Raw genomic sequence first — 16689 nt, 5'->3', positions numbered from 1 at the left:
CTCGAATACCTGATCTTCAGGCTCCGAGAACATCCTTCTTAATCTGGCCTTTTATTCCCTGTGCCCTGGTAGCCACCAGTTCCATCTACCCATCAGTTTCATTAGTGCAGGCACCAGCACTAGGCGGATAATGGTTACATCAATGAACACCGCCGCTGTAATTCCGATTCCCAGCTGTTTGACACCCGCCACGTCAGCAAAGGCAAATGGTATAGTCACTGCCAGCAGAATCGCTGCCGCCGAAGTAATGAGACGTCCGGTTGAGGCCAGTCCTTGCTGTACGGCCAGATCACTATCCCCTGTTTGTCTGTAAACCTCCTGGATACGGGTCAGCATAAAAACGCCATAGTCCATCGAAATACCGAAGACAAGCCCGGCAATGAACACAGGTATCATAATGGCAATGGCAGATGGCTCCATGCCAAAATGGCCCTGATTGAAGACCAGTACGAGCACGCCGAATGAAGCAGCCAAGCTGAGCAGATTCATCAGAATGGCTTTGATTGGGATGAGCAGTGACCGGAATGCTGCGAGCAATACGAGATAATTCGATACCACAACAAACACCAGCACTTTGGGCAGTTGACCTGAAACTTCTTGCATGATTTCATGCTGCATAACTGCTTCTCCCCCGTAACGCAGGGGTATGAAAGACATGGAGTTAGCGATGTCCTTTGCCCTCATCTGTTCGAGCCAGGATGCAGCCTCATCGGAGCCCGGTGCTCCGTGAATGGTAGCCACCATACGAATGGAATGGTCGGACACATATGAACGCAGCCATGCAGGCTGTTGAGATTGGGTTTCTTTCAGTGCTTCACTCAAAGAAGGTGATGGAATGTTCATTTGAGTTTTAATATTAGTTTGAGCTTGGCCCGACAGCTTGTCCGGCACCATGATCCCCCATGCGGACTCAATAGCCACCACATTCGAATCCTGCTGGAGCTCTTGCATTTTACTCAACGCCATTCGCCAATGGTATGTGGTCAACGGCTCTCCCGTTCCACCAATTACAATCTCTACAGCAGAGACGTTCGTTTGTCCAAAAATGCGCTGAATCTGCTCAGTCGCTTGGCGAGACTCCATTCTGTCAGGCAAGGAAGTAGCATCCGGGATAGCGATCTCTAACCGGGCAACCGGTAGAACAAAGAGAAGCAGCGCACCTGTTCCAATCAGCGCCATCCTAATCGGCCGCTTCATAATCATGCCTGACCAGAATGACCAGATCGAACGTGACGGCAACGATTGTTGATGCTGGCCCTGTTTTGAAGAGATGGAATTCCTGGAATGCTGTCTAAAGATTCGCACAGAATAGAGGGATAGAATGGCTGGCAGCAGTGTTATATTCAGCAGGACCGATATGACGAGCACAACAATGGCTCCAAGGGATACACTCAGAAACATCGGCAATCTAATCCATAGTAGACCAAGCAGTCCTAACAGCACACAAGCCACAGAAAAGAATACGGCTCTTCCCGCTGTACGCAGCATTCTTTGGAGAACCTCTTCGTCGCCCGAACCTGCTGCTTCACTATTCTGACCTCGCCGGAGTTCTTCCCTGTATCTGCTGAGAATAATCAGAGCAAAGTCTATGCTGAGCGCCATTCCCACCATCGGAATAACGTTGATCACAAAGTTGGAGAGCGCCAGATGGTAACCCATCAGGGATGTAACTCCCATTGCCGTTATGACGCCGGACACTCCCATAATGACTGCAATTAGCGCTGCATAAAGACCTCTGAATGCAAAATACAAAATGACGAAGGCAAGTGGCAATCCCACAACCTCTGCCCGTTCCAAATCGCGAAAACTGAGACGGTTCACATCCTGCTGTACAACGGATTTCCCTGTGATTTGGATCGTTCCCGGACCGTCTGTTGTAAGCACAGAACGCAGCTGTTCAAGCGGCGGGCCCATCTTGTGAGACGGTACATCAAACGCCAGCAAAGCATAGGCCACGTCCCCCCGCAGCATCCTGCTTCCACGTGCTTCAAGCGGAGAGATTATGGACGTTACACCTGACAGTTTACTCACCTGTTGCAGACGATCTTTAATCCAGCCCCGGAATTCGGCGGGGGTAGTGCCGGTCTTTTTTTCAAATAGAAGAATAACCGGATCAGCAGGAACATGGAACTCTTTTTCCAGAATAAGCTCTACAGCATGAGCATCTCCCTGATCCAAGTTCAACCCATGATCCTGAACAATGCCAGGCAATTTCCATGCCCAGACGGCTGACATCCCGATGACAAACACCCAGCAGAGAATGATGAACCGCGGATATCGGCTAATGAGGACAGCAAGGCTGCGATAACCCATACCCAAGCTCCTCTGCTATCAGATTGGTAATTCCGTTCTCTTTTTAAATCATGCCTTGATTCACTGGTTCTCTTTCTTCAACGGATGCAGGAACATAAGTAAAAGGAAGCAATTCCGCCGTCAGTCCCGGTCCAAATGCAAGTGCAATTCCGCTGGAAGCTTCCTCCCTTTTGCGATAATCATCGCGGATGGCTTGTAAAACAAACAAAATCGTCACAGAGGATAGATTTCCATAATCCCGTAAAATGTTCCGGCTGTAAGCAACTTGCTCATCTGACAGCTGATACAGCTTCTGCACCGCATCCACAATACCTCTGCCCCCAGGATGGATCGCCCAGATCTCCGGTAGATCGCTGCCGTCCAGCAATCGTTCAACCTCTGGACCAAGATGTAAGCCGAGCAGTTTTGGGATCTGTGGAGAAAGATATAGATCGAAGCCAGTATTGCCCACCTCCCAGATCATCTCTTCTGAACAGTCTGGCAGCAATACGGAATCCCCGCTACCCAATCTGAACAGCTCTTTACGTCCTAATCCGGACAGGCCCACAACACAAGCAGATGCGCCATCCCCGAAGAAGGACGCCGCGAACAGATCATCCCGCTTGGCGGAAGGCTGAAAATGAAGGGTGCACAGCTCCACACATACGATAAGAACGGTAGCGTCTTTGTCACTCGTCACAATCGAATTCGCCAACTGTACAGCTTTCAGACCGGCTGCGCACCCCTGAAATACAAGCGGAATTCGGTTAATACGCGGCGATAGTTCAAGCTGCTGAATCAGCCGAACATCGAGACCGGGCAGGAATTGCCCTGTACAACTAACGGTAATGAGATGTGTAATCTCCGAGGTCGAAACGACGGCATCCTCGAGTGCCAGACGTGCTGCCTGAATTCCAAGCGGAACGGCTGCTTCCTTATATTTTCCCATACGTTCGGCTGTGGTCGGAACGTTCTCCCTCTGGGTAAAGGGTAGATAACGGCAAGACTCAACTGGCTCCAGCAGATTCGGTTCACATGTATAACGTGTCTCAACACCACACTGGTTGAATATTCGCTTGGCCCATCGTCTGGAATCCGGCTCATGCTCCAGCGCTTGTGCGAGCCGAGCAGACACATCCTTTTGCTCAATGCGGTGAACAGGCAATGCCGTTCCAATTCCCATGATACTTGCTGCGGGTACAGTTCCATCAAGTTGGTTCATCGGCTCCAACCTCCTTATATATAAAATAGGTTCATGTCACATGTGCAGGATATAGTACAAGTCTATTCGAGGCTTGCCCCCTTTATGTTCACGAAACACGCAAAGACGGACAACACATGCGAATTCCGCACATGTTGTCCGTCTTATTAAAGGATGATTACTATTATGTTATCCCGACCCTTCCTTCAACATGTCGTTCAACCCGCTCCACTGTTACTCCGGCCTGACCACGGTAAATCTCTCGCCAAGTTTGGCATAGTCATTCCCTGCCAGCCTGCTGATCGGTTTGAGCTGATCCATCAATATATAATTGGTGGCAGGATCATACACGTTTTCACTGAAATGATATTGTACAATTCGAACCAGAATCAGATCACTCACAGGTTTTCCCTCATCGTTCGATATCGGAATATGCTGATACAACTTACACTCCATCCGAATGAGTGCTTCCTGTATTGATGGTACGGAAACCACAGTACTTGGTACAGTCGTCAGGTTTGTCCGTTCCAGCTCACTCTCGTGGGGCTCCAGCAAGGCAGCCGTCTCGTTCATGTCAAGAGCGATCGATTCATCACAGATATGTACAACGAGTTCTTTCCCGGAAAGCACATTGCGAGCCGTATCTTTCATAACGCCATCCTTGCGAGCGATGGATATCGATAATATCGGTGGGTCAGAGCTAACGATATTAAAAAAACTAAAGGGTGCTGCATTAATGACGCTGCCATCATGAGAAAGTGTTGTCACAAATGCGATTGGGCGTGGCACAACCGAACCACTCATCAGTTTATAGTTATCTCTGCCCGTCAGTTCTCGTGGGTCCAAAGTATACATCATAAGCTATCCCCTTCCATGATCGTAAAATGATACTTACTTTCTCACGATCTTCGCTTCATTTATTATATATCGTAAAATGTTGAAATCACAAAAAACTCCCTGGTGCCCATCGCACCAAGGAGTGTATGCATTCAGTTTCGTATTTGATCTCTATTATTTTACAATACTGTTCTGAATGTCTTCCATAATTTGAAGGTTCGCTTGAACTCCGCTATACAACCAGCTGCTCGAACGGGTAAATTCAAACAAGTTACCGTTTTTCACTGCCGGGATGCTTTGCCATACCGGATCTTTCAGTGCTTCTGAACCTGTACCTTCATCACTATTCACAAAGAACAAGTAGTCTACATCCATTTCCGCCAATTTTTCCAGCGAGATGGAAGACCAGTTACCTGTCGCATTAGCAGAGATTTCTTTCACTACTTCAGGCTCAGCAAGTCCCAGTTCCTTGTACATCACTTCACCACTGGATACATTGTCACTTACGATGAAGAATTTGCCACTAACCAACCAGATGGCCGCTGCCGATTTCGTTCCACCTGTGACTGTGTTGATTTTTTCCTTGATTTCTGTGGCTTTCACTTCGTATTCATCCAGCGCTTTTTGTGCTTCATCGCCTTTATTCAGAATTTCGCCGATTTTCAACAGGGTTTTGCGCCAATCGCTATTGATCTCATCGCCAAGTACATAAGTAGGTGCGATCTTGCTGTATTGAGCGTATTTCTCACCCTCAACCACACTTTCGGAACCGATAATAATCAGATCCGGGTTGAAGCTTGTTACCGCTTCGAAAGGAAGATCGAAAGCAATCGTAGGAATGCCGTCCAAATCTTTTTGCAAATACTCTTGGATTCCGTTGGCTACAGACCATTGAGCAACTGGCTTAACGCCGAGTGTAACCAGGTTATCTTCCAGATACGAAGCGATGATACGCTCCGGATTAGCAGGAATTTTCACTTCATGCCCCATTGCATCTGTCAATGTACGTTCTGTCGGAGCTTCTGTCTGTGTCTCTGTCTCCGTTGCTGTATTGTTCTCTCCTGCTGCTGTACCGTTATCTGCTGGTTTCGATCCGCAAGCTGCCAGCCAGATGGACATGACCATTACGGTGATCAGAAGCATGATCATTTTTTTATTTTTCTTAAACACGTGACTATCCCCTTTCAATATGAACACCTCAATGGATTGAGTTGTTATGACAGACTTAGACGTTTATACATTATTCATGCATATAATACAGGTATGTACTTTTGTCCAATTCCATTGACAATGATAATTGTTATCAACGAAGTTGTCAATGCAGCTTTTGCCTTTTAAGGTCGAAGACACCTTCATTCCAACGATTCACATTTAGGCGGATGCCGCCATATGCTGATTCCAGAATACGATGACAGGAAGGATGTTCGTACATGGATTACGTTTATAACACTTATTCAGGATATGATGAGGATCGTTCGTTTCAATTGCCGCCGCTGTTCCCGGGAGGCGCTCCAGGAGGTCAGCCAGTGCCAGGTTTCCCAGGAGCACCAGGTTCCTATCCCCCATTCATTCCGGGCGGAGCTAGTGGTGGTCAACCTCCTTACTTTCCTGGAGGCGTCCCCGGTACGGCACCGGGTATACCCGCTCAGCTAACACAAGGCAATCTGCCTACCTTGCTTGGTGCCTATCCTCGCCCAGTAGGTCAGCCCCCGGCAGAAATGGTTTTTCTGTATAACTTGATCAAAAGCAGCCCTGGTCTTCTACCACTATTTATCCAGCAACAGCCCCAGAATCTGACCCAGGCTGTGCAATTTGCCCAAACAGGAGTAGCAACACCTCGTGATCCCGAGCAACGTGTACTGCAAAATTTCTGTTATAACCGCTGGTCCCTTGTATTCACGTACAATGACGTTTACTTAATGTGGCCTTCCACCAATCTGTTCGGTTTTGTCATCGGTTACTTCTATCCGTTCCTTACTCCAGGTATCCTGCTTAATACACAGATTTTGTTTGCTCTCTGCTAAAGCACGTTCAGACATAGAACAAGCGCCCCAGTTGAAGGAATGAGCCTTCCAACTGGAGCGCTTTTTATAGTCAAAATATTCTTTATTGCGAGCAATACATTTTTCAAATCAGAACAACAAGGCAATACATTTCACGCCAACCGTTGTTTATCCCGACGGATCCCCCTCTTGCCTTTGCTTACCATCAAAAAGTATATCAGCAATGCGCCAAGATCCGCACAAGCGATTACAATGCCCATTGGCACGGCTGTGCCTTCTCCTCCAAGACCCACAAGTGGAGCGACAATACCACCGAACAGGAACGTCATCACTCCGATAAGTGCTGATGCACTGCCTGCTGATTTCTCCTGATTGGCCATCGCCAGTGCGAAGGAAGCCGTATTAACCAGACCCACACTGGATACCACAAGAAATAACGGGATCAGGACCGAAATCAGATTACCTCCCGCCAGAATGGCGATGAGCAGTGATGTTCCTCCCAGAGCAGCAGTTATCAGTCCTGCGACTAATAGACGGGTTTCAGATACTTTACCCGCAAGTCTTCCGGCAATCTGACTTGCCAGTATGATACCGAGACCGTTAATGGCAAAGCAGACACTGAACATTTGCGGGGAGATGCCATATATTTTTTGAAGCACGAACGGCGAACCCGATATGTAGGCAAACATGCCAGCAGATACAAACCCTTGGGTTAAAGCGTATCCCATGAACAGGCGATCCCCTGCGATTTTGCGGAATGTAACCAGCGTCTGCTTCAGTCCTCCGCTGGATCGTCGTTCTGTAGGCAGTGTCTCACCAAGACCAACCACGACAGCAACTAAAGTCAAAATACCGATGATACTCAGCAAAATAAATACGCCGCGCCACGACGTATACGCAAGCAATTGCCCGCCTATAATTGGTGCAGCAATCGGTGCGACCCCATTAATCAGCATTAAGAGGGAGAAGAAACGGGTAAGTTCCGGACCGGAATACACATCCCTCACTACTGCACGTGAGATGACTATTCCCGCAGCTCCTGCTGCACCCTGAATGAAACGCAGCACAACAAAGGAGCCCATCGTTGGGCTGACCAGGCAGAGTATGGAAGCAATCGTATAAAGTATAAGGCCCGCAATAAGCGGTGTACGACGACCACGCACATCACTTAAAGGTCCAGCCAGCAGCTGCCCTACCGCTAGTCCGACCATACATGCAGTTAGACTAAGCTGCGCATAGGAAGTGGATGACTGGAACTCATCGGCCAGTGTGGGCAGCGCCGGCAAATACATATCCAGGGACAGCGGGCCAAAGGCCGACAGTGTCCCCAGAATCAATGCCATACGTACACGGGATGTAGAATTGGTGCTTAATGAAGCTGGTGTACTTTTCATATGAATAACATATTCCTTTCCCTGCGGTAGTTCTCGTTTCCTTAGTGTTCCCCGTCTCCCAGCAGCTTGAGCAAGTTGGAAGGTAGTGTGAACTGTTGATTGTTAATGATGATCCGGCGCAATTCTTCTTCATCACGTTCGTTCTCGGCGTCCTTGATCTCCTGAATCTCCCGGTGAAGTCTCTCCATTTGCTGATCCAATGCGTTGGCAGAGTCTGCTGCACTTTTCAGTTCTTTCGTTAAACGCTCAGGAACATCCTTATTGTATTTATAAAAGATCTTATGCTCCAGGCTCGCCCAAAAATCCATCGCGATGGTACGAATCTGGATTTCCACACACGCCCGCTCTTGTCCATTAGACATGTAAACAGGCACCTCAACCAGAAGATGAAGGCTCTGGTAACCGTTTGGCTTCGGATTCTGGATATAATCTTTCACTTCCAGCACACGCAGGTCACTTTGATTGCACAGCATATCCTTAATGCGGTAGATATCGGAGATAAAAGAGCAGGTAATACGTACACCGGCGATATCCTTAATATTTTCCTTGATACTTTCAAAAGTTAACTCATGATTTTTACGAAACATCTTGTTCATAATACTCTCAGGTGACTTTAATCTGGATTTCGTATGTTCGATCGGGCTGTAATCATGCAGCGACTGAAATTCTTCCTTCAGCACTTCAATTTTGGTCTCCATTTGATCCAAAGCAAATTTATAGATCATCATAAATCTCGTAATTTCATATTTAAATTTCTTGAATTGATCAATCGGATGTGGAGCGTTCATCATGGTTTTCTTCCTTTCTTCGTGCACACTAAAGTTAGTTTTATAAATAAGAGGACAGAGGTCAATCCACATGTCTCCTGAACCATTATAAATCATATGGAGCCAATAAACGAATTTCTCGCACCGAACGGCTGTTGCTGACGGAAAGGTATGGGAACCTCGTTTAGGCGCATCCTAAAGAAGAATCATTGTCAATTGGCACGCCATTTCCGATGAAAGAGGTCGATTCCCCTGCTCTATCATGTGACGTATTCGTCCGATGCGCTTCGGGTAAAAGGCTATTTATGCCTGCCTGACGGGTGCTCCTTACCCGCCTTCTCGCAATTAGAAGACCCACATACCAGCTCTGCCTTCCAAAGCTTCACCGTGACCCAAGAATCCATGCAAATGCAACAGCTCGCTAGCCGCTACCCTCCTGTAGAACAACACACCATGGACAGTATTGATACACGTTGGCCGGTTCTGATCTATTGCCGGGGTGGGCTGGGCAACTATGGTGGGGTAAATACCACTTGGCTGGAGCAATTTGTCCGTAAAGGTTATATCGTGTTCGCTCCATCATATCGTGGTAACGAGGGTGGTGAAGGACATGACGAATATGGCGGACGAGATGCCGAGGATGTACATGCCGCTTATCGACTTGTACAAGAGTGGCCCTTTGCCGATACGAAGCGAATTTCAATGATGGGATTTTCGCGTGGAGCCATTAATGCCGTACATACAGCAACAACCTACAATGAAGGGCCTCAGCAGGTACATAAACTGGTGCTTTGGAGCGGTGTCGCCGATGTGGAACGCACCTATCATGAACGAACCGACTTGAGACGTACTTTGAAAAGAGTGCTGGGCGGTACACCACGTTCAGTTCCGGAGGCTTATCTCGCCCGTTCCCCCTTGTCGAAGGCACACAAACTCCATTGTCCTGTGCTGATCATGCATGGCACGTCTGATACGCAGGTGAACTACAGTCATGGAACCCGAATGTATCATTGGCTGAAACGCAGAGGTGCCAACGTTACGTTTCACGCTTATGGGGGACAGGATCATCGCTTTCAGGAAAGCGCGCATGAGGCGGCAGTGAACAATATGTTTGATTGGCTCGCAGCTCCTTAGCTTCAAGATGGGGAAGATTTAAACATGTTTGCTGCTATGGAAAATTTGGCTGGCATCATAAACTTCATTTTGAAGGATCATGCGTTGTGGATGTATACTGGAGGGGTTACGTTTTTGGAAAGGACGGATGATTATGAATCAAAATACCCTCCAAAAGTACGCAATGCTGCTGTTATGCATGTCTGCTGGAATGGTAGATGTGATCGGATACCTGGGACTGGGCCATGTGCTCACAGCCAATATGACGGGCAATATTGTACTGCTGGGGATCGCAATTGCCCGTGCTCAGGAATTTGTTGTGCTGCGTGCACTCCTTGCCCTCATTGGTTTTATTGCCGGAAATGCCATTGCTGCACACATGATTGGACATGTGCAGACGAAAAATGGCTGGTCTTCGCGAGTCACCACCGTGTTCACTGTAGAAAGTATATTGCTTCTGCTCTTTGCCATCGCCATGATCAGTCCATATTCGGAACAACTATCCTATCTGCTGATTGCCATGCTGGCCACAGCCATGGGGATGCAAACGACTGCAGCACGCCGCATTGGAATTGCCGGTATCTCGACGACCGTGCTCACCAATAATCTGGCCGCCGTGGTTGAGGATGCGGTAAGCATCCTTCAGCGACTGCGACACGCCAATATCCGCTCGCTGGTCAAAGCGCTATCAGTAGATTCCTACCTTCGTGCAGGTGCCGTTGTGATCTATTTGGGCGGCGTTATTCTAGCTGCGATGTTGTTCCACCACGTACCTATGATGGCAGTATGGATACCTGTTCTGATCGTTGGTGGAGTCACCCTGTACGCCCGATTATACTCCAGAGGAGCGAACAAAACAGCGACGGATGACGTTCAACGTTAGCTCTCATGCAATTTTTCAACTAGTTTATTTCATTTCATTAATGATGCTTCCTGTCTGATGAGTTCAACCAGATGCTGTGCGGCAGGAGATAACACTTCACCTGCTCGTGTACATACGGCTACCGTGTTTTTCAACTGTACACCTCGAACGAATACACGTGCCAACCTGCCCTGTTGTACATCTTCCTTTACGACCAGAGAAGAAATAAAGTTGGCCCCGTAACCTGCCTTCACCGCACTAATTGTTTCGTTCAACCCATTGAACTGAAGCGCAATGCGGGGAGCGGCCAGGTTATTTGTTGTGCAAAGAGAGACGAGACGCTCCCGTGTAGCGCTGCCTTCTTCACGCATAATGAAGGGCTCTGCCACCATCTCCCGAAGCTCAATTTCCTTTCCCGCATAAGGATGATCGGGATGTACCACAAACCACATTTCATCTTCAAACAATTCGTCCCAATGAACACCTGAATGTGTAATGCCACTTCCACCATAAACTGCAATCTCGGCCTCATAACGCAGCAGTTGGTCAAAAGCCATCCGAGTATTGGTTGTGCTCACAACCAGCTCCACATCCTCATGCATTTGCTTGAAGCGGGCAATCCAGCCCGGCAGAAGAAAATTCGAAGGCAAATAGGTTGCGGTAAGACGAATCAACCCCTTCTTGCCTGCCCGAAAATCCTGCACAAAGTTCTCGACATCCTGCTCCAGCATGAACAGACGTTCCGCGTAGCCTGTTAATTGCATTCCAGCATCGGTAAGAACCAGTCTTCTCCCTTCCGAAGCAAATAATGGAATGCCCAATTCCCGCTCAAATCTCTTTACCTGAGAGGATACCGCTGGCTGACTAATGTTGAGTTCTTCCGCCGCACGCGTAACTCCCCCATATCTCACAATAGCATGAAACAATCGTAATCCGTGCAAATTCAACCGCTACACCTCCTTCACTTGAAATATATAATCTAAAGTTATATTAACATACATAATATATATTTTATTTATGTATCTGTTCGCTTTATAGTTTAAGTATGAAATCCAATACATGCAATCGGAAAGGAACAGATAACGATGAACAATGTGAATGGTTCTGCTCAACAGCAAACCTGGAGTCAAGTCGACAACTATTTGAACACCTTATTAATCCCCTCGGATTCCCTGCTGGAGCAGGCACTACGTACCAATGCGGAAGCCGGCTTGCCCGCTCATGATGTAGCACCTAATCAAGGGAAATTGCTTCAGCTCCTGCTTCAAATACAAGGCGCAACTCGTGTGCTGGACGCTTGGCGGATACAGTACGATCTGGATGGCCAGAGCCATTCCCGACCACGGACGTATCGTCACACTGGAAGCAGAGCCACGCCATGCAGAGATGGCACGAACCAACCTCACGCGTGCAGGACTTATGCACAAGGTTGATCTTCGAGTAGGTCCTGCCCTGACTACGCTTCCCGACGTTCAGGAAGAGTACAGAGAACCCTTTGATTTCATCTTCATTGATGCTGACAAACCGAGTAATCCCGACTATTTGCGATGGGCGCTGCGTCTGGCTCGTCCGGGAAGTCTGATTATTGGTGACAATATCGTCAGGGACGGCGAAGTTATCAATGCAGACAGTACGGACAATAGAGTTCAGGGCGTTCAGTCTTTCCTGAAATTAATTGCAGATAACCCGCGTCTTGAAGCTACAGCACTGCAGACTGTAGGCACTAAAGGCTACGATGGATTCGTGATTGCCCGAGTGCTGGAATCCCCTACTGCAAAATAAACGGTGGTCAATTCTTCCTCAAATCCCCCATTCCTGTTAAACTAAAATCACTGCACAGGCAGACTGGGGGAAACCACTTGAGACTTCTACAACAGATTCATGCTGAAATTCGGGGCTGGTCCCGCAATATTCAATTGTTTTTTCTGGCAAGCATCTTGTATCAGATCGGAAATGGCATGTTCTCTGTCTTGTACAATTTGTACATTCAGGGTCTAGGCTACAATGATACAATGAACGGCCAGATTGTAAGTATTCAATCACTTGCGACAGCGATTATGTTTGTTCCCATCGGACTATGCGGCGATTTCTTTAGCCGTAAGCGGCTGCTGATTACCGGCGCATTGTTCAGCGGAATCTTTCTGATTGGCCGTTCCTTCGATTATTCTGCTAGCGGACTGATCTGGTTTGCTGTATTTTCAGGACTTTTCGCTGGCGTATTTCAAGTACTGGCCATTCCTTTCCTCGCTGAGAATGTGAAGAAAAGTCAACGACTGAAGATGTTCAGCTACTACTCCTCCCTCGTACTCGCTTCTCAGGTACTCGGCAGCTTAGGTGGTGGCGTTTTTGCAGACCTGCTTCATACAGCCGGCCTTGCCAAAGTCACGGGTTTGCAGACAGTATTGTTCGTAGGTGGTGCAGCTACACTGGTTGCGTTTATTCCGATGTTATTTGTATCCGAAGATAAGAAGGCTCCGCAAGCGGATACTCCGGCGCAACCTGTCATTGAATCTGCAACATCTGCAACCGATGGCAAACAGGATGTCGTTCATTCCGTAGAACAAGGCAGTAATAACGATACTCTTAACCAAAAGAAAGATTCCCGTTTGATCGGTCAATTTGTCATAACCCAATTATTAATTGGATTTGGTTCTGGACTGGTTGTGCCTTATTTGAATCTGTATTTCACTAACCGTTTTTCGGTATCCTTAAGTGCCATGAGTCTGCTCATTTCATTGGGTCAGATCATGACCATTGTATCGATGCTGATTGGACCTACACTTGCGGCCAAGGTGGGCAGTGTTCGAGCTGTCGTCATCTTTCAGATCATGTCACTGCCCTTCCTGCTGTTGACCGGCTTCACGAATCTGCTGCTCATCGCTTCGGTGAGTTTCTTATTCAGACAAGCGCTGATGAATGCAGCTAATCCGATTCAATCCGCCATTCTGGTGGACAGAGTATCGGACAAACGCCGTGGAATCGCCAATTCACTGATGCAGACCGCCTTTATGATTGGATGGGCTACGATGGGACCCGTTCAATCCTACCTCGTAACCACTTATGGCACTTATTGGGGTTACGCGATCACGTTCAGCATTACAGGCAGTTTATACGTGATTTCATCGCTGATGTACTATATGATGTTCAAAGAACCGAAGCCATCTGCCCGTGTTCTCGCGGCGAACAGATAAATGATAACCATTCAGCAGGACAGTGGATAAATCAGCTGCCTGTCCTGCTTGGTATGAACCAATCACCGTCCAAGGATCAATCATTGTATCATATCATCAGGAGTGATCTTACATGTACTTCAATCTACCTCATGCAGCCGGAAGACAACGCGGATGGAACTGATGCACAAGCTCGGTTCCCACGTTGTCTTTCGGTTTTTTCTAAGTTTGGGTGTCTCCATTCTTGGCGGGTTACTATTTACAGTGATCCATACTCCTATTCCTTGGCTTCTTGGCCCGATGTTTTTTATGCTGGTTGGTTCACAGATTGCCAAGCTGCCGCTCATGTGGCCCGCTTCCATTCGGGACTATGGTATTCTAATCGTGGGTTACTCCATCGGATTAACACTGACGAGAGAAGCACTGCAAGGCATTCTGCACCAGTTACCTATGATGTTGCTCATGACCCTGCTCTTAATCGGATTATGTACATTGACCGCCTATGTTGCTTCAAAGCTGACAGACTTTGACTTTCCCTCCCTGCTGGTTGGCAGCATTCCTGGTGGGCTGTCGCAGATGGTCTCCCTTGCGGATGAGATGAAATCCATCAATCTGACGCTCGTTACTTTTTTGCAGGTCACGCGCCTGATCATGATTGTATTCTGTGTTCCGTTCCTGCTGTTTAGTCCATGGATCGGCGGAACGACAGGTGGAGGCTTGCACCAACCAATGATCGAGACAACAACTTGGGCAACACTCTTTCCCGAAATCTTGCTCTATGCCCCGCTCTGTGTCGCTGGTGCGTGGATTGCACGCAAGCTTCGGTTTCCGACAGCGTTTATGCTTGGGCCCATGATCGTCATGTGTGTTATTCAATTAAGCACAACAATGCACACACCCAATCTGCCGTCGTCCCTGCTTAACATTTCACAATTGATGATTGGCAGTCATGTGGGTCTGATGCTTCGTCCTCAGCAGCTGCAACGCAAAATGCAAACCATAACACTCGCAATCACGAGCAGTGTTCTCCTCATTGCAGGTTCGCTTGGCTTGAGCTATATATTAATGAAGATGTTCTCCCTCTCCGCGGCTACATCATTGCTGAGCATGGCACCTGGCGGAATGGACCAAATGAGTATCATGGCTCATGAAGTCAATGCCAACCTATCGGTGGTGTCCGGATATCAGTTGTTTCGCATCTTATTTATTTTCTTTATCGTCTCTTCGCTCCTTAAGATAATTCTCATGCATATGTTGAGGAAAAAAGAGGTGAGCACCCACTCTTCGGTCACGTAAAATAGGAAGTGGACATACCAAAGAGAGTATCCGACTGATTTCCAGCGTACGGATACTCTCTTTTATGTGTTTGCTCATTTTATGAATAAACCTGACTATACATCCAGCTCACAATGCACACGGTTACAGCGGTCGCCCCAATAATAAATGCATAATAGCCAAGTTTGCTTTTTGCCCCTGATGTCTGCTTGTCATAGAAGTCTGAATTTCGCCTGTAGAAGCCCATCCACAGTTCTCCAATCATATTCAAAACGATCATTACAAACCGCTTGGCAAGTTCCATTCATCCCATACCCCTTTCTTATCTCAATCCCCTTCCATATTAAGTATAATTATCCTTTTCCCTCAAAACAACTCTGTCACGCTGAACTCGGGGCAGTTTCCTGCTCCAGCCAGCTCAAACGTTCAAACGCCTCCTGGTCCGTGCTGCCACACATCTCTTCCGAGGCCTGTAATCCGCTGCATACAGCGGGGCGTTCTTTCTGACCAAAGATTCCGCAGCGATTGTCCTCCGTCAGCTGTACACAACGCACACCTGCGGGCTTGCCGTTAGCCATCCCGGGTATCGGCGATGAGATCGAAATTGCGATACAGCATGCGGCACAGCCTGTCCTGCATTCCATAATTATTGTCCTCCTTCCATAACTGACATTTAACCTGATCCACGATTCACCCACGTCCATGTTCGCGCCAAACCTTGTGCGATTCTCCGATTCATGGTTCCATTCGAGAAATATCCACCATGACTCAACGGATTCCAGCTCCCAATTACACCGCCAGAGTTAATTTCCACGTCTTCGTTGACCGCTGCCTCATAGGCAGGATCAATAGGGCGCAGCGGGTAACCCAGAATATCATCCCGATCATAAAAGTTAATCCATTCCCCTTCCAGCCCAGGAAAGTACTGCCCTGCCAGTGGTGAAGGCACCTGAATCGGCCGGCTAAAATCATGATACCGTAAGCTCCATAATGGCAACGTCGTTCCAAAGGAATAAAAGTTCGTTAAGGTATCTCCCCGTTCCAATGCGGAAGTAACATCCACGATGGAAGGTGTACGAGTAGACGGATATTGCAGATCATAGAAAAAATTACTTGCAATCACCGCGCCCAAACTATGTGCAATGATACAGAGTGGAGCTTCTGGCCCATTCCGCTGTGCAAGTGCGTGCATCGCCCGATTCAGCGTATAATGTACCGCATCATAGTTATGCCCTTGATTTTCCACAGGTTGATACGCGACGGCATCTGCCAGATAATGTATTACAAATCGACGTAACACTTGATAGTTCAATCCTTGAGAGCTGACAAGCTGCTGAAACAGCGCCTCTTCCCGATCCTCAAATACGTCAGCCCAAAATACAGGCTCAATATCCAGCATCTGTTTGGCTGCTCCCGGCAACACCATAACTTGATCCAATTCCTTATGCAAACGCGAAATCAGTGTATCCGCATAATTTTCCTTTTGCATACCCAGACCATGAATGACCATTACCGCAACACGAGTCATGGCTCTCCCCCTCCGTCCATTGACTAGCCACTCTCTTTGAACCATATGAACTTCTCAACCTGAACATGCATAGTCCTGATGAACAAGCTTTCCGATCGCTGTGAACATGAGATTTTGCCACATGTATCCTAGATACAGTTTACCACGATATAAATAAAAAAAACGAACTGCATCAAGGTCACCCTACACAAATTGTATGCGTTCAGTTTGATCTCGGTCTCAGGATAAAAAAAAGAAGCTGCGAATA

Annotated in this window: 15 protein-coding genes and 1 pseudogene; 6 read left to right on the top strand and 10 right to left on the bottom strand. The window is 47.7% G+C overall.

The features are described 5' to 3' along the window. Nucleotides 1-51: 51 nt before the first annotated feature. The 4 genes from HP548_RS19630 to HP548_RS19615 form a co-directional block, all read right to left on the bottom strand. Nucleotides 52-2313 (bottom strand): MMPL family transporter, encoded by a 2262-nt coding sequence (locus tag HP548_RS19630; RefSeq protein ID WP_175382589.1) that lies wholly within the window; start codon nucleotides 2311-2313, stop codon nucleotides 52-54. 43 nt (nucleotides 2314-2356) lie between these two features. Continuing rightward, nucleotides 2357-3514 carry a type III polyketide synthase gene (locus HP548_RS19625; RefSeq protein WP_099852745.1) on the bottom strand — a complete coding sequence of 386 codons (1158 nt, stop codon included), beginning with the start codon at nucleotides 3512-3514 and terminating at the stop codon, nucleotides 2357-2359. A gap of 213 nt (nucleotides 3515-3727) precedes the next feature. Continuing rightward, complete coding sequence (locus tag HP548_RS19620) at nucleotides 3728-4348, bottom strand: flavin reductase family protein (protein WP_175382588.1); 621 nt, start codon at nucleotides 4346-4348, stop codon at nucleotides 3728-3730. 156 nt (nucleotides 4349-4504) lie between these two features. Further along, nucleotides 4505-5500: an iron-hydroxamate ABC transporter substrate-binding protein gene (locus HP548_RS19615; protein WP_257219268.1), complete on the bottom strand. Its 996-nt coding sequence runs from the start codon at nucleotides 5498-5500 to the stop codon at nucleotides 4505-4507. A 260-nt stretch (nucleotides 5501-5760) separates the two neighbouring features. Between HP548_RS19615 and HP548_RS19610 the strand changes: the two genes are divergently transcribed. Continuing rightward, nucleotides 5761-6354, top strand: a complete 594-nt coding sequence (locus HP548_RS19610) for a hypothetical protein (RefSeq protein ID WP_175382587.1) — start codon at nucleotides 5761-5763, stop codon at nucleotides 6352-6354. Nucleotides 6355-6485: 131 nt separating this feature from the next. Here the strand turns inward: HP548_RS19610 and HP548_RS19605 are convergent, their stop codons facing one another. Together HP548_RS19605 and HP548_RS19600 are read right to left on the bottom strand one after the other, a co-directional pair. Continuing rightward, a complete protein-coding gene (locus HP548_RS19605) occupies nucleotides 6486-7727 on the bottom strand; it encodes a multidrug effflux MFS transporter (RefSeq protein WP_175382586.1) in 1242 nt (413 codons plus the stop codon). A gap of 41 nt (nucleotides 7728-7768) precedes the next feature. Continuing rightward, the gene (locus HP548_RS19600; RefSeq protein ID WP_076291139.1) at nucleotides 7769-8515 is read right to left on the bottom strand and encodes a GTP pyrophosphokinase; all 747 of its coding nucleotides are present in this window, start codon (nucleotides 8513-8515) and stop codon (nucleotides 7769-7771) included. Nucleotides 8516-8758: 243 nt separating this feature from the next. Between HP548_RS19600 and HP548_RS19595 the strand changes: the two genes are divergently transcribed. Together HP548_RS19595 and HP548_RS19590 are read left to right on the top strand one after the other, a co-directional pair. After that, complete coding sequence (locus HP548_RS19595) at nucleotides 8759-9628, top strand: prolyl oligopeptidase family serine peptidase (protein WP_083679052.1); 870 nt, start codon at nucleotides 8759-8761, stop codon at nucleotides 9626-9628. A gap of 133 nt (nucleotides 9629-9761) precedes the next feature. After that, nucleotides 9762-10490, top strand: a complete 729-nt coding sequence (locus tag HP548_RS19590) for a YoaK family protein (protein ID WP_175382585.1) — start codon at nucleotides 9762-9764, stop codon at nucleotides 10488-10490. A 29-nt stretch (nucleotides 10491-10519) separates the two neighbouring features. Here HP548_RS19590 and HP548_RS19585 read toward each other — a convergent pair whose 3' ends face one another. After that, nucleotides 10520-11416: a LysR family transcriptional regulator gene (locus HP548_RS19585; protein WP_175382584.1), complete on the bottom strand. Its 897-nt coding sequence runs from the start codon at nucleotides 11414-11416 to the stop codon at nucleotides 10520-10522. Nucleotides 11417-11554: 138 nt separating this feature from the next. On the opposite strand from HP548_RS19585, the pseudogene HP548_RS19580 reads away from it, so the two are divergent. The 3 genes and pseudogenes from HP548_RS19580 (at nucleotide 11555) to HP548_RS19570 (ending at nucleotide 14935) form a co-directional block, all read left to right on the top strand. Beyond that, nucleotides 11555-12251: pseudogene (locus HP548_RS19580) on the top strand (O-methyltransferase). 77 nt (nucleotides 12252-12328) lie between these two features. Beyond that, nucleotides 12329-13660 (top strand): MFS transporter, encoded by a 1332-nt coding sequence (locus tag HP548_RS19575; protein WP_099852763.1) that lies wholly within the window; start codon nucleotides 12329-12331, stop codon nucleotides 13658-13660. A gap of 153 nt (nucleotides 13661-13813) precedes the next feature. Next, nucleotides 13814-14935: an AbrB family transcriptional regulator gene (locus tag HP548_RS19570; RefSeq protein WP_175382583.1), complete on the top strand. Its 1122-nt coding sequence runs from the start codon at nucleotides 13814-13816 to the stop codon at nucleotides 14933-14935. Between the two features lie 79 nt (nucleotides 14936-15014). On the opposite strand, the gene HP548_RS19565 is transcribed toward HP548_RS19570, so the two are convergent. The 3 genes from HP548_RS19565 to HP548_RS19555 all read right to left on the bottom strand — a co-directional run bounded on the left by HP548_RS19565 (nucleotide 15015) and on the right by HP548_RS19555 (nucleotide 16442). Next, the gene (locus HP548_RS19565) at nucleotides 15015-15218 is read right to left on the bottom strand and encodes a hypothetical protein (protein WP_099852769.1); all 204 of its coding nucleotides are present in this window, start codon (nucleotides 15216-15218) and stop codon (nucleotides 15015-15017) included. A 76-nt stretch (nucleotides 15219-15294) separates the two neighbouring features. Continuing rightward, nucleotides 15295-15558, bottom strand: coding sequence for a YkgJ family cysteine cluster protein (locus HP548_RS19560; protein WP_076290989.1), 264 nt, complete (start codon nucleotides 15556-15558; stop codon nucleotides 15295-15297). Nucleotides 15559-15587: 29 nt separating this feature from the next. Next, nucleotides 15588-16442 carry a chemotaxis protein gene (locus HP548_RS19555; RefSeq protein WP_175382582.1) on the bottom strand — a complete coding sequence of 285 codons (855 nt, stop codon included), beginning with the start codon at nucleotides 16440-16442 and terminating at the stop codon, nucleotides 15588-15590. Nucleotides 16443-16689: the final 247 nt, after the last annotated feature.

The organism is Paenibacillus taichungensis, assembly GCF_013359905.1.
Lineage (GTDB): Bacteria > Bacillota > Bacilli > Paenibacillales > Paenibacillaceae > Paenibacillus > Paenibacillus taichungensis.
This window is presented reverse-complemented; position numbering and strand designations above follow the sequence as displayed.

Excerpts from the sequence above, each read along its gene's own strand:
- HP548_RS19630 (WP_175382589.1), bottom strand. The coding sequence starts at position 2,313 with ATGGGTTATCGCAGCCTTGCTGTCCTCATTAGCCGATATCCGCGGTTC.
- HP548_RS19625 (WP_099852745.1), bottom strand. The coding sequence starts at position 3,514 with ATGAACCAACTTGATGGAACTGTACCCGCAGCAAGTATCATGGGAATT.
- HP548_RS19620 (WP_175382588.1), bottom strand. The coding sequence starts at position 4,348 with ATGTATACTTTGGACCCACGAGAACTGACGGGCAGAGATAACTATAAA.
- HP548_RS19610 (WP_175382587.1), top strand. The coding sequence starts at position 5,761 with ATGGATTACGTTTATAACACTTATTCAGGATATGATGAGGATCGTTCG.
- HP548_RS19605 (WP_175382586.1), bottom strand. The coding sequence starts at position 7,727 with ATGAAAAGTACACCAGCTTCATTAAGCACCAATTCTACATCCCGTGTA.
- HP548_RS19600 (WP_076291139.1), bottom strand. The coding sequence starts at position 8,515 with ATGAACGCTCCACATCCGATTGATCAATTCAAGAAATTTAAATATGAA.
- HP548_RS19590 (WP_175382585.1), top strand. The coding sequence starts at position 9,762 with ATGAATCAAAATACCCTCCAAAAGTACGCAATGCTGCTGTTATGCATG.
- HP548_RS19570 (WP_175382583.1), top strand. The coding sequence starts at position 13,814 with ATGGAACTGATGCACAAGCTCGGTTCCCACGTTGTCTTTCGGTTTTTT.
- HP548_RS19565 (WP_099852769.1), bottom strand. The coding sequence starts at position 15,218 with ATGGAACTTGCCAAGCGGTTTGTAATGATCGTTTTGAATATGATTGGA.
- HP548_RS19560 (WP_076290989.1), bottom strand. The coding sequence starts at position 15,558 with ATGGAATGCAGGACAGGCTGTGCCGCATGCTGTATCGCAATTTCGATC.
- HP548_RS19555 (WP_175382582.1), bottom strand. The coding sequence starts at position 16,442 with ATGACTCGTGTTGCGGTAATGGTCATTCATGGTCTGGGTATGCAAAAG.